The following is a 16111-nucleotide window of genomic DNA, read 5'->3' as shown; positions in this document are numbered from 1 at the left end:
ACAGCCGTGAGGGACACGGACGCATGAGAGGCGTGAACGTCGCACTCGGTGCGGCCGGACTCGCGGCCTTCCTCGCCCTGGGCGAGGCGGTGCCGCGGCTCGGCCTGGTCAAGGAGGCCTACTTCCCGCCGACCAGCCGGATCGTCTCGGCCCTGTGGGACGAACTCTCCGACGACGTCTTCTGGCGCGCGCTCGGCGACACCCTCACCGGCTGGGCGCTGGGCCTGGCCATCGCGGTCTGCGCCGGTGTCGTCGCCGGCGTGGTCGTCTCGGTGGTGCCGTATCTGCGTGCCGCGACGGCCTCGACGATCGAGTTCCTGCGCCCCATCCCTTCGGTGGCGCTGATCCCGCTGGCGGTGCTGCTCTACGGCACCGAACTGAGGTCGGTGCTCCTCCTCGTCGTGTACGCCTCCTTCTGGCAGGTGCTGATCCAGACCCTGTACGGCGTCCAGGACGTCGACCCGGTCGCCGAGGAGACGGCGCGCTCGTACGGCCTCGGCACCTGGGCGCGGGTGCGCCATGTGCTGTGGCCGACCGCGCTGCCGTACGTCATGACCGGGGTGCGGCTGGCCGCGGCCGTGGCCCTGATCCTGGCGATCACCGCCGAACTCGTCATCGGCGCGCCGGGGTTGGGCCAGCAGATCGCGGTGGCGCAGACCTCGCAGGCGGTTCCGGAGATGTACGCGCTGATCGTGGTCGCGGGGCTGCTCGGGCTGGTCATCAATGTCGGCGCGCGCACGGTCGAGCGGTGGGCGCTGGCCTGGCACCAGTCGGTGCGCGGGGAGGTGGCGGTGTGATCGGGCGTCTGCTGCTGAGGCTGGTCCTCGTCGTGGCGCTGCCCGTGGTGCTGGTCGCCGTGTGGTGGGCGGCGTCGGCGGGCAGCACGGATCCCTTCTGGCCGCCGCTGCGGACGATCCTCGACACCTTCCCGGACGTCTGGACCGCCGCCCGGCTGCGCACGGACGCCGTGCCGAGCGTGCTGCGGCTGCTCGCGGGCTACGCGACGGCAGCCGTCGTAGGCGTCGCGCTCGGCACGGTCATCGGCTCGTACCGCACGGTGCGCGCGGTGTGCGAACCGGTCCTCGAGTTCCTGCGGGCCGTTCCGCCGCCCGTGCTGGTCCCGGTCATCATGCTCTTCGCGGGCATCGGCGACACCATGAAGATCGTCGTGATCGCGAGCGGCTGCGTCTGGCCGATCCTGCTCAACACCGTGGAGGGTGTGCGCGCGGTCGACTCGGTGATGCTGGAGACGGCACGCTCGTACGGTGTCACGGGCGTCGCCCGTCTGCGTCATCTGGTGCTGCGGTCCGCGAGCCCGCAGATCTTCGCCGGGCTGCGTCAGGCGCTGTCGATCGGCATCATCCTGATGGTCATCAGCGAGATGTTCGCGGCCAACAACGGCATCGGGTTCACCGTCGTCCAGTTCCAGCGCAGCTTCGCGGTCCCCGACATGTGGACCGGGATCCTCGTCCTGGGCCTGCTCGGCTTCCTGCTCTCCGTCGTCTTCCAGCTGGTCGAGCGCCGGGTGCTCGGCTGGTACCACGGTCTGCGCGCGACCACCCGGCGGTCCTGAAGGGGCGGGTCCATGCTCGATGTACGCGGCCTGAAGAAGGTCTACGAGGGGTCCGGCCGGCGGGTGGAGGCGGTGCGCGACCTCACCTTCACCGTCGAGCCGGGCGAACTCGTCTGCCTCGTCGGCCCGTCGGGCTGCGGCAAGACGACCCTGCTGAAGTGCATGGGGGGACTGCTCGCGCCGACCGGTGGTGAAGTGCTGCTGGAGGGGCGGCGGGTGACCGGTCCCCCGCCCGGGATGGCCTTCGTGTTCCAGGAGTACGGGCGCAGCCTCTTCCCCTGGATGCGGGTCGGCGAGAATGTCGAACTACCGCTCAAGCAGAAGGATTTGACGAAGTCCAGGCGTCGAGAGCTGGTGCGGGACGCGCTGGAGTCGGTGGGCCTCGCGGATGCCGTGGGGGCGTATCCGTGGCAGTTGTCCGGCGGAATGCAGCAGCGGGTGGCCATCGCGCGGGCGCTGGCGTACGAACCTCGTGTGCTGCTGATGGACGAGCCGTTCGCGGCGGTCGACGCGCAGACCCGAGCCGAGCTGGAGGACCTGGTCCGGGGGCTGTGGCGGCAGCGCGGCATCACGATCCTGTTCGTCACCCACGACATCGACGAGGCCGTCTATCTGGGCGAGCGGGTGATCGTGCTGTCCGCCTCCCCGACCGTCGTACAGGAGCAGCTGAAGGTCGAACTGCCCTCCGAGCGCGACCAGTTGCACACCCGCGTGGACCCGCGCTTCGCCGAGCTGCGTACCCATGTGTACGAGCAGATCCAGGCGGCGAAGCGCGGGGGCATGCGCGACGCGGTCACGAAGTCAGATACGCCTCCACCTCACTGAACTGCCCCGCCGGCCAGCCGGTGTTGGCACTCACGGCCAGCCGCAGGTGGCGCAGGCTGGTGCCGCCGGGCAGGGCGACGGTGACCGTGTTGCCGGTGGCCGGGTCGAAGCGGTAGCCGGTGGCGCCGACGACCGTCGAGTAGTTCGAGCCGTCGGTGCTGCCCAGCACCGTGACGGTCTGGGTACGCGCGCCCCACGCCGAGGACGGCGGCAGCTTGAGCACCAGCCGGCGGACCGCCTCGCTGGAGCCGAGGTCGACCGTCAGGGACTGCGGGAAGGCGTTGTTGCTGGACTCCCAGTAGCTGTTCGCGTCGCCGTCGACGGCCTTGGCCGGGGTGTAGACGTCCTGCGAACCGGTCGCGGTGGCCGGACGGCCCTTGGCGAGGTTGCGCGCGGGGTCGGGGTCGGGGTTGCCCTGGCCGGGCTGCGGCCAGGTCGAGCAGTCCGACCAGATGCTGGACCATCCGGAGTTGCCGCCGCCGTCGGTGAGGGCGAAGGTGCCGGAGCCGGACGGGTAGGGGCAGTTGTAGATTCCGGCCGCGCCCACGCCGCTCGCCGTGACGTTGCGGAAGGTGGCGGCGCCCTGGGTCTCGGCCTGGACGACGACCGTGCCGGTGTTGCGCACGGTGGCGCCGTCGACGGTGATGTTCTTCGCCGCGAAGCCGCGCCCGCTGCCCGACACGAACTCGAAGGCGCTGTACGGGCTGTCGGTGATGGTCGTGTCGGTGATGCGGACGTTCGCCTCGATGGCGCTGTCGTAGGAGTCGACCCTGATGGCGCCCATCGGGTGGTTCCAGTTGGGGTTCATCGCGCCGGTGCGGACCAGGGTGTTGCCGTCGACTGTGATGGTGCCGGACAGCGGGTGGAAGGGGTCGAGGAACTTCTGGTTGGAGATCGCGATGCCGCTGCCGAGGGCGTTGGTGTCGGAGATCAGGTTGTCCTTGACGGTGATGTCGGTGCCGCCGTAGATCGCGATGCCGTTGGCGAGGTTCGGCTGGGTGATCGTGTTGTTCTCGAAGCTGCTGTTGGTGTCCGGGGCGTACAGCGACCACATGGCGAGCGCGTCGTCGCCCTGGTTGCGCAGGAAGTTGTGGCGGACCCTCACCCCGCGCGCGTTGCCGTTGAGGTTGAGTCCGTCGGCGGTCATGTCGAGGAAGCGGTTGTTCTCGACGACGAGGTTGTCGTTGTTGCCCAGCAGCCAGAGGCCGACCTTGAGGTGCTGGAGCCACATGCCGGAGACCGAACTGTTCGGCCCCAGCGACCCGTTGACGAAATTGTCGGGGTTGGAGTCGACGCGCTCGGTGACCTCGCCGATGACCGCGAAGTTCTTGATGTGGACGTTGCCGGAGGAACTGGACTGGTCGATGAAGCGGGAGGTGTGCACGACGGTGTGCCAGTGGCCGGCGCCCTGGAGGGTGACGTTCTGGACGCCGCTCAGCGAGGACGTCAGCTTGTAGTCCCCCGGCGGAATCCAGACCACTCCTCCCTGGGCGGCGGCGATGGCGTCCCGGAAGGCCTGGGTGGAGTCGCCGTTGCCGGTGGGGTCGGCACCCTTGGAGACGACGGACACCGATCCGGCGGGCTGCCCGGCGGGACCGGCGGCCTGTTCGAAGTCGGCGACGTCGACGGTGACCTGGACACCGGTCGCCTGGACGGCCACCTTGTCCCCCGCCTGCACGTTCTGGCCGAGCAACAGCCGGGCGTTGTCGTAGAAGTGGTGCGTCTTGGCACCCGGGATCCAGCCCGTGTCGACGTAGGAGTACTTCGAGGTGACGGGCAGGGTCTTCGCGATCTTCTGACCGTTGACGTACACGTCGAGGCTGCCGGACTGGCCGTCGGGGACGCTGTAGGCGAGGTTCACCGCGTTGGCCGCCCGCGGGACCGTGAACTCGACACGCTGGCCGGCGGCGAGACGTACGGCCTGGCGGCCGGAGGCCTCCGACGCGAGGGTGCCCTGGGTGTGGTCGGGGCCGATCCTGGCGCCGGTCGTGGTGGCGGACTCGGCCTCGACCGAGGTGAAGGGCACGGTGGCGCCGGACGCCGCCCGGGCGGCGGGGGCCGTCGCGGTGACCAGGCCGGCGGCGAGAGCGACGACCACCGCGGTTGGCATGATCCTGACACATCTGCTGGTGCGCTGCATTGCTGATCCCTTCGTGGTGGGGGTACGGGGATAGCGGGCCGCGGTCTCAGGCGCGCAGCCAGACCGCGGTGTCCTTCGGCAGCCGCCCGTCGGCGTCCAACGGGTCGCTGGCGAGCAGGAGTTCGCGGGCGGACGGCAGCTCGGCGGGCTCGTCCGCGAGGTTGACCACACAGGTCACACCGGGCGCCCGGGTGAAGGCGAGCACGCCGTCCGGCGAGGGCAGCCAGGTGAGCGGGCCGTCGCCGAACACCGGGCGGAGCCCGATGGCCTCGCGATACAGGTTGAGCATCGAGCGCGGGTCCGCTGCCTGGCGGTCGACCGCGTACGACGCCCAGTCGGCGGGCTGGGGCAGCCAGGGCTCCTCGCGCGACCCGAATCCCGCGTACGGCCCGTCGGCCGCCCAGGGCAGCGGTACCCGGCAGCCGTCCCGGCCCGGGTCGGCGCCGCCGGAGCGGGCGTGCATGGGGTCCTGGATGCGGTCGAGCGGGATGTCGGCCTCGGGCAGGCCCAGTTCCTCACCCTGGTACAGGTAGACGGCTCCGGGCAGGGCGAGCGACAGCAGGGCGGCGGCGCGGGCGCGCCGGGTGCCGAGAGCCAGGTCGGTCGGGGTGCCGAAGGCCTTGGCCGCGAAGTCGAAGCCGGTGTCCTCGCGGCCGTAACGGGTGACCGTGCGGGTGACGTCGTGATTGCACAGGACCCAGGTCGCGGGGGCGCCGACCGGCGCGTGCTCGGCGAGGGTGGTGTCGATCGACGCGCGCAGCCGCTCGGCGTCCCAGGGGCAGGACAGGAACGCGAAGTTGAAGGCGGTGTGCAGCTCGTCGGGGCGCAGGTAGCGGGCGAAGCGCTCGGGGTCGGGGAGCCAGACCTCGCCGACGAAGACCCCGTCGTGCTCGTCGGCGACGGTCCGCCAGGAACGGTAGATGTCGTGGAGTTCGTCGCGGTCGACGAAGGGGTGGGGGCCGGGGGTGTCGGCGAGGTCGGTGAGCGCGGGGTCCTTGGCGAGCAGCGCGGCCGAGTCGATGCGTACGCCGGCCACGCCTCGCTCGAACCAGAAGCGCAGGATGTCCTCGTGCTCCTGACGGACGACGGGGTGGGCCCAGTTGAGGTCGGGCTGTTCGGGGGTGAAGAGGTGGAGGTACCAGTCCCCGTCGGGCAGCCGGGTCCAGACCGGCTCGGTGGAGCCGACGAACTGCGAGGGCCAGTCGTTGGGCGGGAGTTCGCCGCCCGGGCCGCGTCCGGGCCGGAAGTGGAACAGCTCGCGCTCCGGGCCGCCCTTCAGCGCCGCCTGGAACCAGGGGTGCCGGTCGGACACATGGTTCGGCACGATGTCGACGATCGTGCGGATGCCCAGCTCACGCGCCTCGGCGATGAGTTTCTCCGCCTCGGCGAGGGTGCCGAACGCCGGGTCGATCGCGCGGTAGTCGGCGACGTCGTAGCCGCCGTCCTTCATCGGAGAGACGTACCAGGGCGTGAACCACAGGGCGTTCACGCCGAGTTCGGCGAGATACGGCAGCCGGGCGCGGACGCCCGCGAGGTCGCCGGTGCCGTCGCCGTCGCCGTCAGCGAAGCTGCGGACGTAGACCTGGTAGATGACGGCGGAGCGCCACCACGGTGCGGCGGCAGGACGGGGCTGTGCCACGGTGCGGCCCTTTCTGTCGGAAGGATCGAGGACAGGGCGTTCTCAGCCCTTGGTGCTGCCCGCGCCGATCCCGGCGATGATGTGCCGCTGGAAGACCAGGAACATGGCGACCATGGGGATGCTGGCGATCACCATCGCGGCGATGAGCACGGTCAGCGGGATGTTCTGCGACAACTGGACGAGCGCCACGCTGATCGGCTGCTTCTCGGTGTCGGAGAAGACCATCAGCGGCCACAGGAAGTCCTGCCACACGGCCACCAGCGCGAAGATCGAGACCACGCCCAGCACCGGCCGGGACATCGGCAGCACGATCGACCACAGGGTGCGCAGCTTCCCGGCGCCGTCGATCTCGGCGGCCTGAAGGACATCGCGCGGGAGCTGGTCGAAGAACCGCTTCAGCAGATAGAGGTTGAAGGCGTTGGCGACGGCCGGCAGCCAGATGGCCAGCGGGTCGTTGAGCAGCCCGAGGTCCGCCACGGTCAGGTACTTCGGGACGACCAGCGCCTGGGCCGGGACCATCAGGGTGGCGAGGATGCCGCCGAGGAGCACCTTGCCGAAGACGGGCCGCAGCTTGGACAGCGCGTAGGCGGCGGCCGTGCAGAACACGATCTGGAACAGCCAGGCGCCGGCCGCCTGGACGACGGTGTTCCAGAGGTGGCTGGGCAGCTGCATCAGGTCCCATGCGTCGGTGTAGCCGCTGACGTGCCACTGCTCCGGGACGAGGCTGGGCGGCGTCCGCGCCACCTCGTCCGGTGACTTCATCGCCCCCGTCACCATCCAGTACACGGGGAAGAGGAAGGCGAGCGTGAACAGCAGGACCGTGCCGGTGAAGACCGACCAGTAGACGGCCTTGCCGCGCGGGCGGGCGAGCGCCGCCGGGGAGAGAAGGGTCCGGGTGGTCATGCGTCCTCCCCTTCGGTACGCGTCAGACGCAGGTACACGGCGGAGAAGGCACCGAGGAGTGCGAGGAGCATCACGCTGAGGGCGCAGGCGCCGCCGAAGTCGTTGTAGAGGAAGGCGTACTTGTAGATCAGGTACAGGACGGTGACCGTGGCGTTCTCCGGGCCGCCGCCCGTGATGACGAAGGGCTCGGTGAAGACCTGCATGGTGGCGATGATCTGAAGGAGCATCAGCATCAGGATCACGAAGCGGGTCTGCGGGATCGTGACGTGCCGGATGCGCTGGAGCAGGTTCGCGCCGTCGAGTTCGGCGGCCTCGTACAGCTCGCCGGGGACGGACTGGAGCGCCGCCAGATAGATCAGGACGGTGCCGCCCATATTGGCCCAGGTGGCCACGATCACCAGGGAGACCAGTGCCGTGTCGGCGCCGTTGGACCAGTTCGAGGTGGGCAGGTGCAGGAACCGCAGCGCCTCGTTGGCGAGGCCGGTTCCGGGGTCGTAGAACCACTTCCACAGCAGGGCGCTGACCACCGGCGGGATCATCACGGGCAGATAGACGACGACCCGGAAGAACACCTTGGCGTGCCTCAACTCATTGAGGACCAGGGCGAGTACGAAGGGGATGGCGAAGCCGATCAGCAGGGCGAGCAGCGTGAAGGTGAGCGTGTTGCGCCAGGCGGCGGAGAACTCCGGGTCGGCGAAGACGCGCGTGAAGTTGGCGGTGCCGACCCACTCGGGGTCCGATCCGGGCGTGTACTTCTGGAAGGCGATCACGACCGCGCGGATCGCCGGGTACCAGGAGAAGAGGGCGAAGCAGACGAGGCCGCCGACGAGGAAGCCGTAGGCACGCAGTTGGTCGGCGAGGCGGCGCCGCCCCCGGTCCCCTGCCGGGGGCGGCGCCTGCGTCGGACGGACCGCGATCTTCTCGACGGTCGCCCGCTGAGCCGTCTTGGTCATGGTCCGTCAGCCCCGCGCCAGAATGCTGTCGATCTTCCCGGACGCGTCCTCGAGGAGCTGGTCGATGTCGGCGTCCTTCTTGGTGAGGACGGCGGAGACGACGCCGTCGAGGACGGAGTAGATCTGCTGCGCGCTCGGCGGCTCGATCTTCATCTCCAGGCTCTGGTTGCCGTCCAGGAAGGCCTGGTAGTTCTCCACCGGGACGTTCGCGTGGGCCTCCTTGACCTCCTGGTCCTTGGCGTCGGCGGCGCCGGTGAACAGGCGCGGCTCGGGCAGGCCGACCGGGGCGTCGGCCTTCTTGGCGCGGGCGTAGTCGCCGAGGAATCCCTTGCCCGGGGTCAGGAACATGTGCTCGAGCCACTTCAGGCCGGCGCGTATCTGCTCGGGGCCGGCCTTCTTGTTGAACATGTAGCCGTCGCCGCCGATGAGCGTGCCCTCTCCGCCGGGCATGGGGGCGAGCGCGAGGTCCTTGTAGTTGCCGCCCTTCTCCTTGACCAGGATCGGGATGTTGTCGGGCGCGGAGAGGTACATGCCGAGCTTGCCGGAACCCATCATCTGCTGGACGTCGTTGATGACCAGGAGCTGCTTGCTGCCCATCGAGTCGTCGGTCCAGCGCATGTCGTGCAGGTTCTGGAGGACCGCGCGGCCCTCGGCGGTGTCGACGGTGGCCTTCCTCCCGTCGGCGCTCACCACGTCCCCGCCCTGTGAGTAGAGCTCGGCGGTGAAGTGCCAGCCGCCCTGGTTCTGGGCGCTGTAGTCGGCGTATCCGATGGTTCCGTCGCCCAGTGCGGCGATCTTCTTGGCGGCGGCCCGGAGCTCTTCCCAGGTGGCCGGGGGCTTGTCGGGGTCGAGGCCGGCCTTCTCGAAGAGCGCCTTGTTGTAGATCAGGCCCATCGAGTAGCCGGTGCGCGGGACACCGTAGATCTTGCCGTCGACGGTGTAGATGTCGCGCAGCTGCTGCTGGATGGTGCCGTAGCTCTTCAACTCCTTGACGTACGGGGTGAGATCGGCGGCCTGGTTGATGTCGACGACGTGCCGGGCGTCGGTGAAGTACGTGTAGAAGACGTCCTCCATCTGCCCGCCGGCGAGCTTGGCGTCGAAGGTCTTCGGGTCCTGGCAGGGGAACGCGTCGTGCGCGACGACGTCGATGTCCGGGTTGGCCTTCTCGAAGGCGGCGATGTCCTGCTCGAAGAACTGGCGGTCGACCTTGGCGCTCTTGGGCGGCATGCAGTTGACCGTGATGCGGGTCTTGCCGCTCGCCGAGTCGTCGTCGCCCGACCCGCAGGCGGAGACGGCGAGGGCGAGGGAGCAGACACTCAGCGCGGCGAAGGTACGGCGGAACCCGGTGCTTCTCATCGGTGGACCCCTCTGGGCAGGAGCGGTGGGCGCCGCACACTCAAGCACCGGCGACAGCTCTTCGCAAGATGTCGCGTAGAATTTGCAATTATTCGACAGAGATGTGGATCTCAGCGACGAGGTGCCTGGGCCGTCGAGCCGCGCACCACGAGCTCCGGTTCGAACAGCAACTCGTCGGCGGACACGGCGCGGCCTCCGATCTGCGCGTTGAGGAGTTCGACCACGGCCCGGCCCATGGCCTCGATCGGCTGTCGCACGGTGGTCAGCGGCGGTTCCGTGCAGTTCATCAGCGCGGAGTCGTCGTAGCCGACGACCGAGATCTGCGACGGGACGTCAAGTCCCTTGCGCCGAGCGGCCCGTACGACCCCCAGCGCGAGTGGGTCGCTGGCGCAGATGAACCCGGTGACGCCCCGCTCGATGAGCCGGGTGGCGGCGGCGTGGCCGCCCTCGATCGAGAACATCGCGCGGGCGACACGCTCGTCGGGCAGCTCTCCGGCGAGCGCTCGCGCCGCGGCCAGCTTCCGCGCGGACGGCACATGGTCACCGGGCCCGAGGACCAGCCCGATCCGCTCGTGCCCGAGTGAGGCCAGGTGTCGCCACGCCTGTTCCACGGCCACGGCGTCGTCGCAGGACACGCCGGGGAAGCCGAGGTGCTCGATGGCGGCGTTGACCAGCACCACGGGGATGTTGCGGTCGGCGAGCTCCTTGTAGTGGTCGTGCGGCGCGTCGCTCTGGGCGTACAGACCGCCGGCGAACACGACGCCGGAAACCTGCTGTTGCAGCAGCAGGTCCACGTAGTCCGCTTCGGAGACCCCGCCCTTGGTCTGTGTGCACAGCACGGGGGTGAGCCCGAGCTGGGCCAGCGCCCCGCCGATGACCTCGGCGAACGCCGGGAAGATGGGGTTCTGCAACTCGGGCAGGACGAGCCCGACGAGCCGGGCGCGTTCGCCGCGCAGCTGTGTGGGCCGTTCGTAGCCGAGGACGTCCAGGGCGGACAGCACCGCCTGCCGGGTGGCCGCGGAGACACCGGGCTTGCCGTTCAGCACCCGGCTGACCGTGGCCTCGCTGACCCCGACCTTCTTCGCCACTTCAGCAAGTCGTCGCGTCATGAACGCAAGAATAGCGCAAGAAACGCAAGCCGCTTGCGTCGTGGCGCCTCTGAGCGGTGACGCTACTTCTTCGCCGCCCAGAGCCCGCGAACGTGTCCCAGATGACGGGTCATGACCTCGCGTACGGCCTTCTCGTCGCGGGCGATCAGCGCGTCGAGGAGTTCGAGGTGCTCCTCGGCGGAGGCCAGCAGGCGGCCGGCCTCGACGAGTGCGGTGAGCCCGTAGAGGCGGGAGCGCTTGCGGAGGTCGCCCACGACCTCGACGAGGTGGGCATTGCCCGCGAGGGCGAGCAGCCCGAGGTGGAAGCGGGTGTCGGCCTCGACGTACGCGATGAGGTCGCCGGCGACCGCGGCCTGGACGATCTCCCGGGCGGCCGGGCGCAGCGCCTCCAGGGACACCTTGTCGCCGGTCCCGGCCAGCTCGACCACGGTGGGGATCTCGATGAGCGCCCGGATGTGCTTGTACTCGTCGAGCTGCCGCTCGGAGACGGCCGTGACCCGGAAGCCCTTGTTGGGGACCGTGTCCATCAGGCCTTCCTTGACCAGGTCCAGCATGGCCTCGCGCACCGGGGTCGCCGAGACCCCGAAGCGGGCGGCCAGCGTCGGCGCCGAGTACACCTCGCCGGGGAGCAGCTCACCGGCGATCAGCGCGGCCCGCAGGGCGTCGGCGACCCGCTCCCGGTAGCTGCTCTTCCTGCCGCCCAGGGTGGGCAGCGCGGGGGCGGCTGCGGTGGCGGGGGCGCCGGTGCGCTGGGCGGGCATGGGTCTCCTAGCTGTGCAATATCACGTGTCACGTACTGGTAGCCCTCATTATCGTCGACGTTCACAGCACGAACCCGGCCGGGAACGGGTCCGACGGGTCGAGCAGGTACTGGGCGGTGCCGGTGATCCACGCGCGGCCGGTGAAGCTGGGCAGGACGGCCGGTCGGCCCGCGACCTCGGTGGTGCCGAGGAGGCGTCCGGTGAACCGCGTCCCGATGAAGGACTCGTTGACGAACTCGGTGTGCAGGGGCAGTTCGCCCCGGGCGTGCAGCTGTGCCATCCGCGCGCTCGTGCCGGTGCCGCAGGGCGAACGGTCGAACCAGCCGGGGTGGATGGCCATCGCGTGCCGCGAATGACGGGCGGTGGCGCCGGGGGCGAGCAGGTGGACGTGATGGCAGCCGTGGATGGAGGGGTCCTCGGGGTGGACGGGCTCCTCCTCGGCGTTGATCGCCGCCATGAGGGAGAGTCCCGCCGCGAGGATGTCGTCCTTGCGGGAGCGGTCGAAGGGCAGCCCGAACTGCTCCAGCGGCAGGATGGCGTAGAAGTTGCCGCCGTATGCCATGTCGTATGTCACCGCACGCCCGTCGGCCAGGGTGATCTTGCGGTCGAGGGCGACGGCGAAGGACGGGACGTTCTGGAGGGTGACCGCCTTCGCGGCGCCGTCCGCCACCGCCACCTCGGCGACGACGAGGCCCGCCGGGGTGTCGAGGCGGATCGTGGTGACCGGCTCGACGACCTCGACCATGCCGGTCTCGACCAGCACGGTCGCCACGCCGATCGTGCCGTGCCCGCACATCGGCAGATAGCCGGAGACCTCGATGTAGAGCACGCCCCAGTCGCAGTCGGGGCGGGTGGGCGGCTGGAGGATGGCGCCACTCATCGCGGAGTGGCCGCGCGGCTCGTTCATCAACAGCTGCTTGATGTCGTCGCGGTGCTCACGGAAGTACAGGCGCCGCTCGTTCATGGTCGCGCCGGGGACGGTCCCGATACCGCCGGTGATCACACGGGTGGGCATGCCCTCGGTGTGCGAGTCGACGGCGTGCAGGACGAGTTTGCTGCGCATGGGTCCAGCCTCGCCTTACGCCGGCCCCGCGGCCACGGCACGCTCGGTCGCGGCGCGGATGACGGCCGCCTGCTCCGGCAGCAGCGGGACCCTAGGTGGCCGGCAGCGTCCACCGTGCCGGCCGACCACGTCCATGGACAGCTTGATCGCCTGCACGAACTCGACCTTGGAGTCCCAGCGCAGCAGCGGGTGCAGCTGCTCGTAGAGCTTCCTGGCCGTGCCGAGGTCACCGGCGACGGCGGCGCGGTAGAGCTCCACGCAGGCGCGGGGCAGCGCGTTCGGGTAGCCGGCCACCCAGCCCTTCGCGCCTGCCAGCGCCAGCTCCAGCAGGACGTCGTCGGCGCCGATCAACAGATCCAGTTCCGGGGCGAGTTCGGCGAGCTGGTAGGCGCGGCGGACGTCGCCGGAGAACTCCTTGACCGCGTGGATGTGGCCCTCGCCGTGCAGCTTGGCGAGCAGTTCGGGGACGAGGTCGACCTTGGTGTCGACGGGGTTGTTGTACGCCACCACGGGGATGCCGGCCTTGGCGACCTCCTCGTAGTGCCACAGCACCGACCGCTCGTCGGCACGGTACGCGTTCGGCGGCAGCAGCATCACGGACGCACAGCCCGCGTCCCGCGCCTGTTCGGCCCAGCGCCGGGCCTCGGCCGAGCCGTAGGCGGCGACGCCGGGCATCACCCGCGAGCCGCCGATCGCGGAGACCGCCGTCTCCACGACCTTCGCCCGCTCCTCCGGAGTGAGCACCTGGTACTCCCCGAGCGAGCCGTTCGGTACGACGCCGTCGCAGCCGTTCTCGACGAGCCAGGCGCAGTGCTCGGCGTACTTGGCGTGGTCGACGCGGAGGTCGTCGTCGAGCGGGAGGGCGGTGGCGACGAGGACGCCGTGCCAGGGGCGGTGGTCGGTCATGGGGTTCCTCTCCGAGGGGCGGTGTCGTGCTGTCGGGCGAGTACGCCGAGCGGTACGGGCCTCGCGAACGGCCGCCGGGACGGCGTGGGTTCGCATCCGGCGAGCCCGGCGACCGCGGGCTCGCACACGCGTCCCTGGCACCAGCCCATGCCGGCCCGGGTCAGCAGCTTCACGGTGCGGAGGTCGCCCGCGCCGAGTCGGTCCACGGCCTCGCGGACGGCACCGGCGGTGACCTCCTCGCAGCGGCAGACGAGGGTGTCGTCGGCGACCGGCTCGCTCCAGTGCTCCGGCGGCGGATACGCGGCGTCGAGGGCGGCGGCGACCTTGCGAAGTCGCGTACGGGCCTTGGCCGCCGGGGTCCACCGCGCCGGGTCGGGGTCCGTGCCCTTCAGCCGTGCGGCGGCGGAGAGTCCGGCGAGGTGCCCCTCGGCCAGGGCGAGGGCCGAGCCGCCGATGCCGGTCGACTCCCCCGCCGCCCAGACGCCGGGCACGTCGGTGCGCTGCTCGTCGTCGACGGCCACCGTCGAGCCGTCCAGGCGGCAACCCAGCGTCTGGGCGAGGTCGGTGTGCGGGAGCATGCCGTGTCCGACGGCGAGGGTGTCGCACGCCAGCCGGCGTTCGGTGCCCTGCCGGACGCGCCCGTCGGCGCCGAGCGCGGCGACGGTGACCCCGGTCAGCCGGTCCTCGCCGTGGGCGCGGACGACCGCGTGGCGGCCGAGGAGGCGAACGCGATGACGCAGGAGACGGACCGCGTATCCGGCGCCCTCGGGCAACTTCGCGGCCAGCGACCGGCCGTGCCGTACGACGTCCCTGGCACCGGCCGCTTCCACGAGCGCCGCGACGTCGACGCCGGCCGCCGCGAGCCCGGTCGCCACGGGCAGCAGCAGCGGCCCCGTCCCGGCGACGACGGCCCTGCGTCCCGGCACCACGAGCCCGCCCTTCAGCATGGCCTGCGCACCGCCGGCGGTGACGACTCCGGGGAGGGTCCAGCCAGGGAAGGGGAACACCCGTTCGTAGCCGCCGGTGGCCAGGAGGACGGCGGCGCTTCGCACAACGACCGGCTCCCGCTGCTCGTCGCCGACCAGGGCGTGGACCGCGAAGCCGTCGGAGTCCCGTTCCACGGCCCAGACATGGTGACCGGGCAGGAACCGCACGGCACTCACGGCCGACGCGTCCCGGAGCCGCTCCCAGGTCCGCCACTGGTGATGCAGGGCCCGCGGGCGGCGAGCGCCGAGCCCCGACGCGGGCTGACGGTAGAACTGCCCGCCCATCTGCGCCGCCGAGTCCACGACGGCCACGTCCAGGCCCTGCCGGGCCGCCGCCACCGCCCCCGCGAGCCCCGCGGGCCCTGCACCGATCACCACGAGGTCAGCCGTCATGCCCCGTCCCCTCCTGCGTCCGGATCGCGTCACCCGGGTGGAGCGGCACCAGACAGGCCCGCTGGTTCGGGCGGTCGTTGACTGTGACCAGGCAGTCGAAGCAGACGCCGATGCCGCAGAACACGCCGCGTGGGCGCCCGCCGCCGCGGGTGGTCCGCCAGGAGGTGATCCCGGCGGCCCAGAGCGCGGCGGCGATCGACTGCCCGGGAAGTGCCTCGATCTCGCGACCGTCCAGGGTGACCGTGAAGGCCGGCCCCGGGTGGGCGTCGGCGAGGTCCAGCGGGGTTCTCATACGGCCTCCTCGGCGAAGCGGTCGGGACGGAACGGCGTCAGGTCCAGGTCGGGGGTCTTCTCGGTCAGCGCCTGTGCGATCAAGTGGCCGGTGCCGGTGGCCAGTCCGATGCCGGCGCCCTCGTGACCGCAGGCGTGGTGCAGGCCGGGCACGCGCGGGTCCGGTCCGACGGCCGGCAGATGATCCGGCAGGTACGGGCGGAAGCCCAGGTAGGCGCGCATCGCGTGGACGTCCGTCAGGAACGGGAACAGCCGCGTCGCGCCCGCCGCCAGCGCCCGTACGACGGGCAGGGAGAAGGTCCGGTCGAATCCGACGCGTTCCCGGCTCGCGCCGATCAGGATCGGGCCGGCCGCGGTGCCCTCGACCACCGGCGAGGTCTGCAACGCCGCCGAGTCGCCGGCGACGTCGGCCACGTAGTCGGCGGCGTACACCTTGTGCCGGACCTTGCGCGGGAGGGGCTCGGTGACCAGGACGAAGCCTCGCCGGGGCAGAACGGGGAGATGGGCGCCGGCCAGCGCGGCGAGTTCGCCGCCCCAGGTGCCGGCCGCGTTGACGACCGCCGGGGCGTGGATGTCGCCCCGGTCCGTGCGCACCCCGCGCACCGCGCCGTCGGGCGCGCGCAGGACGCCAGTCACCGTGCGGCCGGTGAACAGGCGGGCACCGGAGGCGCGGAGGAGGTGGGCGGCGGCCAGGGCGGGCATGACCTGGCGGTCCTGGGGGTAGTGGACGCCGCCCGGCAGGTCGGGGGCCAGATGGGGTTCGAGCTCGTACAGGGCGTCGCCCGCGACCGGTTCGGCGACGACCCCGGCGGCGCGCTGCCCGTCGGCGAACCCCTCCAGCGCCGTGAGTCCGGCCGCGGACGAGGCCACCACGACCCCGCCCTTCGCCTCGTACTCGACGGCCGGGCCGAACTCCCGCGCCAGCTCGCCCCACAGACGGCAGGACAGCAGCGCGAGGTCCAGCTCGGGGCCCGGTTCCTTGTCCGAGACAAGGACGTTGCCCTCACCGGCGCCCGTCGTACCGCCGGCCACCGGGCCACGGTCGACGAGGATCACGTCGAGCCCCGCCCGGCTCGCGTACCACGCACAGGCGGCGCCCACCATCCCGGCTCCGACGACCACGACGTCGCAGGTCAGTCGCTCGCTCACGCCAGTACTATGTCACACACCACTCTTCGAGGGAATGGCGCGAAGGCGGCCGGCGCAAGGGAAT

The 16111-nt window shown here is 71.0% G+C and carries 15 protein-coding genes; 3 read left to right on the top strand and 12 right to left on the bottom strand.

The features are described 5' to 3' along the window. The first annotated feature begins 23 nt into the window (after positions 1 to 23). Genes ACIQWG_RS31320 through ACIQWG_RS31310 form a run of 3 tightly spaced genes read left to right on the top strand, consistent with a single transcriptional unit; the run spans position 24 to position 2398 of the window. Complete coding sequence (locus ACIQWG_RS31320) at positions 24 to 797, top strand: ABC transporter permease (protein WP_404101773.1); 774 nt, start codon at positions 24 to 26, stop codon at positions 795 to 797. Beyond that, positions 797 to 1573 carry an ABC transporter permease gene (locus ACIQWG_RS31315; RefSeq protein ID WP_404101849.1) on the top strand — a complete coding sequence of 259 codons (777 nt, stop codon included), beginning with the start codon at positions 797 to 799 and terminating at the stop codon, positions 1571 to 1573. Before ACIQWG_RS31320 ends, ACIQWG_RS31315 begins: the two co-directional genes overlap by 1 nt. Positions 1574 to 1585: 12 nt before the next feature. Next, a complete protein-coding gene (locus tag ACIQWG_RS31310; RefSeq protein ID WP_404101771.1) occupies positions 1586 to 2398 on the top strand; it encodes an ABC transporter ATP-binding protein in 813 nt (270 codons plus the stop codon). Here the strand turns inward: ACIQWG_RS31310 and ACIQWG_RS31305 are convergent. The 12 genes from ACIQWG_RS31305 to ACIQWG_RS31250 form a co-directional block, all read right to left on the bottom strand. Next, entirely contained in the window at positions 2367 to 4508 is a 2142-nt protein-coding gene (locus ACIQWG_RS31305) for a discoidin domain-containing protein (protein WP_404101770.1), read from the bottom strand. The genes ACIQWG_RS31310 and ACIQWG_RS31305 overlap by 32 nt on opposite strands. A gap of 76 nt (positions 4509 to 4584) precedes the next feature. Beyond that, positions 4585 to 6177, bottom strand: a complete 1593-nt coding sequence (locus ACIQWG_RS31300; RefSeq protein WP_404101768.1) for a glycoside hydrolase family 13 protein — start codon at positions 6175 to 6177, stop codon at positions 4585 to 4587. Between the two features lie 42 nt (positions 6178 to 6219). After that, positions 6220 to 7080 carry a carbohydrate ABC transporter permease gene (locus ACIQWG_RS31295; RefSeq protein WP_404101766.1) on the bottom strand — a complete coding sequence of 287 codons (861 nt, stop codon included), beginning with the start codon at positions 7078 to 7080 and terminating at the stop codon, positions 6220 to 6222. Further along, positions 7077 to 8033 (bottom strand): carbohydrate ABC transporter permease, encoded by a 957-nt coding sequence (locus ACIQWG_RS31290; RefSeq protein WP_404101764.1) that lies wholly within the window; start codon positions 8031 to 8033, stop codon positions 7077 to 7079. The genes ACIQWG_RS31295 and ACIQWG_RS31290 overlap by 4 nt, the downstream gene beginning before the upstream one ends. 6 nt (positions 8034 to 8039) lie before the next feature. Further along, a complete protein-coding gene (locus ACIQWG_RS31285) occupies positions 8040 to 9389 on the bottom strand; it encodes an ABC transporter substrate-binding protein (RefSeq protein ID WP_404101763.1) in 1350 nt (449 codons plus the stop codon). A gap of 110 nt (positions 9390 to 9499) precedes the next feature. Then, positions 9500 to 10498 (bottom strand): LacI family DNA-binding transcriptional regulator, encoded by a 999-nt coding sequence (locus ACIQWG_RS31280; RefSeq protein ID WP_404101762.1) that lies wholly within the window; start codon positions 10496 to 10498, stop codon positions 9500 to 9502. Between the two features lie 62 nt (positions 10499 to 10560). Beyond that, positions 10561 to 11259, bottom strand: coding sequence for a GntR family transcriptional regulator (locus tag ACIQWG_RS31275; RefSeq protein WP_404101761.1), 699 nt, complete (start codon positions 11257 to 11259; stop codon positions 10561 to 10563). A 61-nt stretch (positions 11260 to 11320) separates the two neighbouring features. Then, entirely contained in the window at positions 11321 to 12322 is a 1002-nt protein-coding gene (locus ACIQWG_RS31270; RefSeq protein ID WP_404101759.1) for a proline racemase family protein, read from the bottom strand. A gap of 15 nt (positions 12323 to 12337) precedes the next feature. Further along, a complete protein-coding gene (locus tag ACIQWG_RS31265) occupies positions 12338 to 13228 on the bottom strand; it encodes a dihydrodipicolinate synthase family protein (protein ID WP_404101758.1) in 891 nt (296 codons plus the stop codon). Further along, the gene (locus tag ACIQWG_RS31260) at positions 13225 to 14607 is read right to left on the bottom strand and encodes an FAD-dependent oxidoreductase (protein WP_404101756.1); all 1383 of its coding nucleotides are present in this window, start codon (positions 14605 to 14607) and stop codon (positions 13225 to 13227) included. Before ACIQWG_RS31260 ends, ACIQWG_RS31265 begins: the two co-directional genes overlap by 4 nt. Next, a complete protein-coding gene (locus tag ACIQWG_RS31255; protein WP_404101754.1) occupies positions 14597 to 14899 on the bottom strand; it encodes a (2Fe-2S)-binding protein in 303 nt (100 codons plus the stop codon). The genes ACIQWG_RS31260 and ACIQWG_RS31255 overlap by 11 nt, the downstream gene beginning before the upstream one ends. Next, positions 14896 to 16047, bottom strand: a complete 1152-nt coding sequence (locus tag ACIQWG_RS31250; RefSeq protein ID WP_404101752.1) for an NAD(P)/FAD-dependent oxidoreductase — start codon at positions 16045 to 16047, stop codon at positions 14896 to 14898. Before ACIQWG_RS31250 ends, ACIQWG_RS31255 begins: the two co-directional genes overlap by 4 nt. Positions 16048 to 16111: the final 64 nt, after the last annotated feature.

Origin of the sequence: Streptomyces sp. NPDC098781 (genome assembly GCF_044759995.1) — a bacterium.
Classification (GTDB): domain Bacteria; phylum Actinomycetota; class Actinomycetes; order Streptomycetales; family Streptomycetaceae; genus Streptomyces.
The sequence above is the reverse complement of the archived record's forward strand: the minus strand, read 5'-3'. Positions and strand labels throughout refer to the sequence as shown.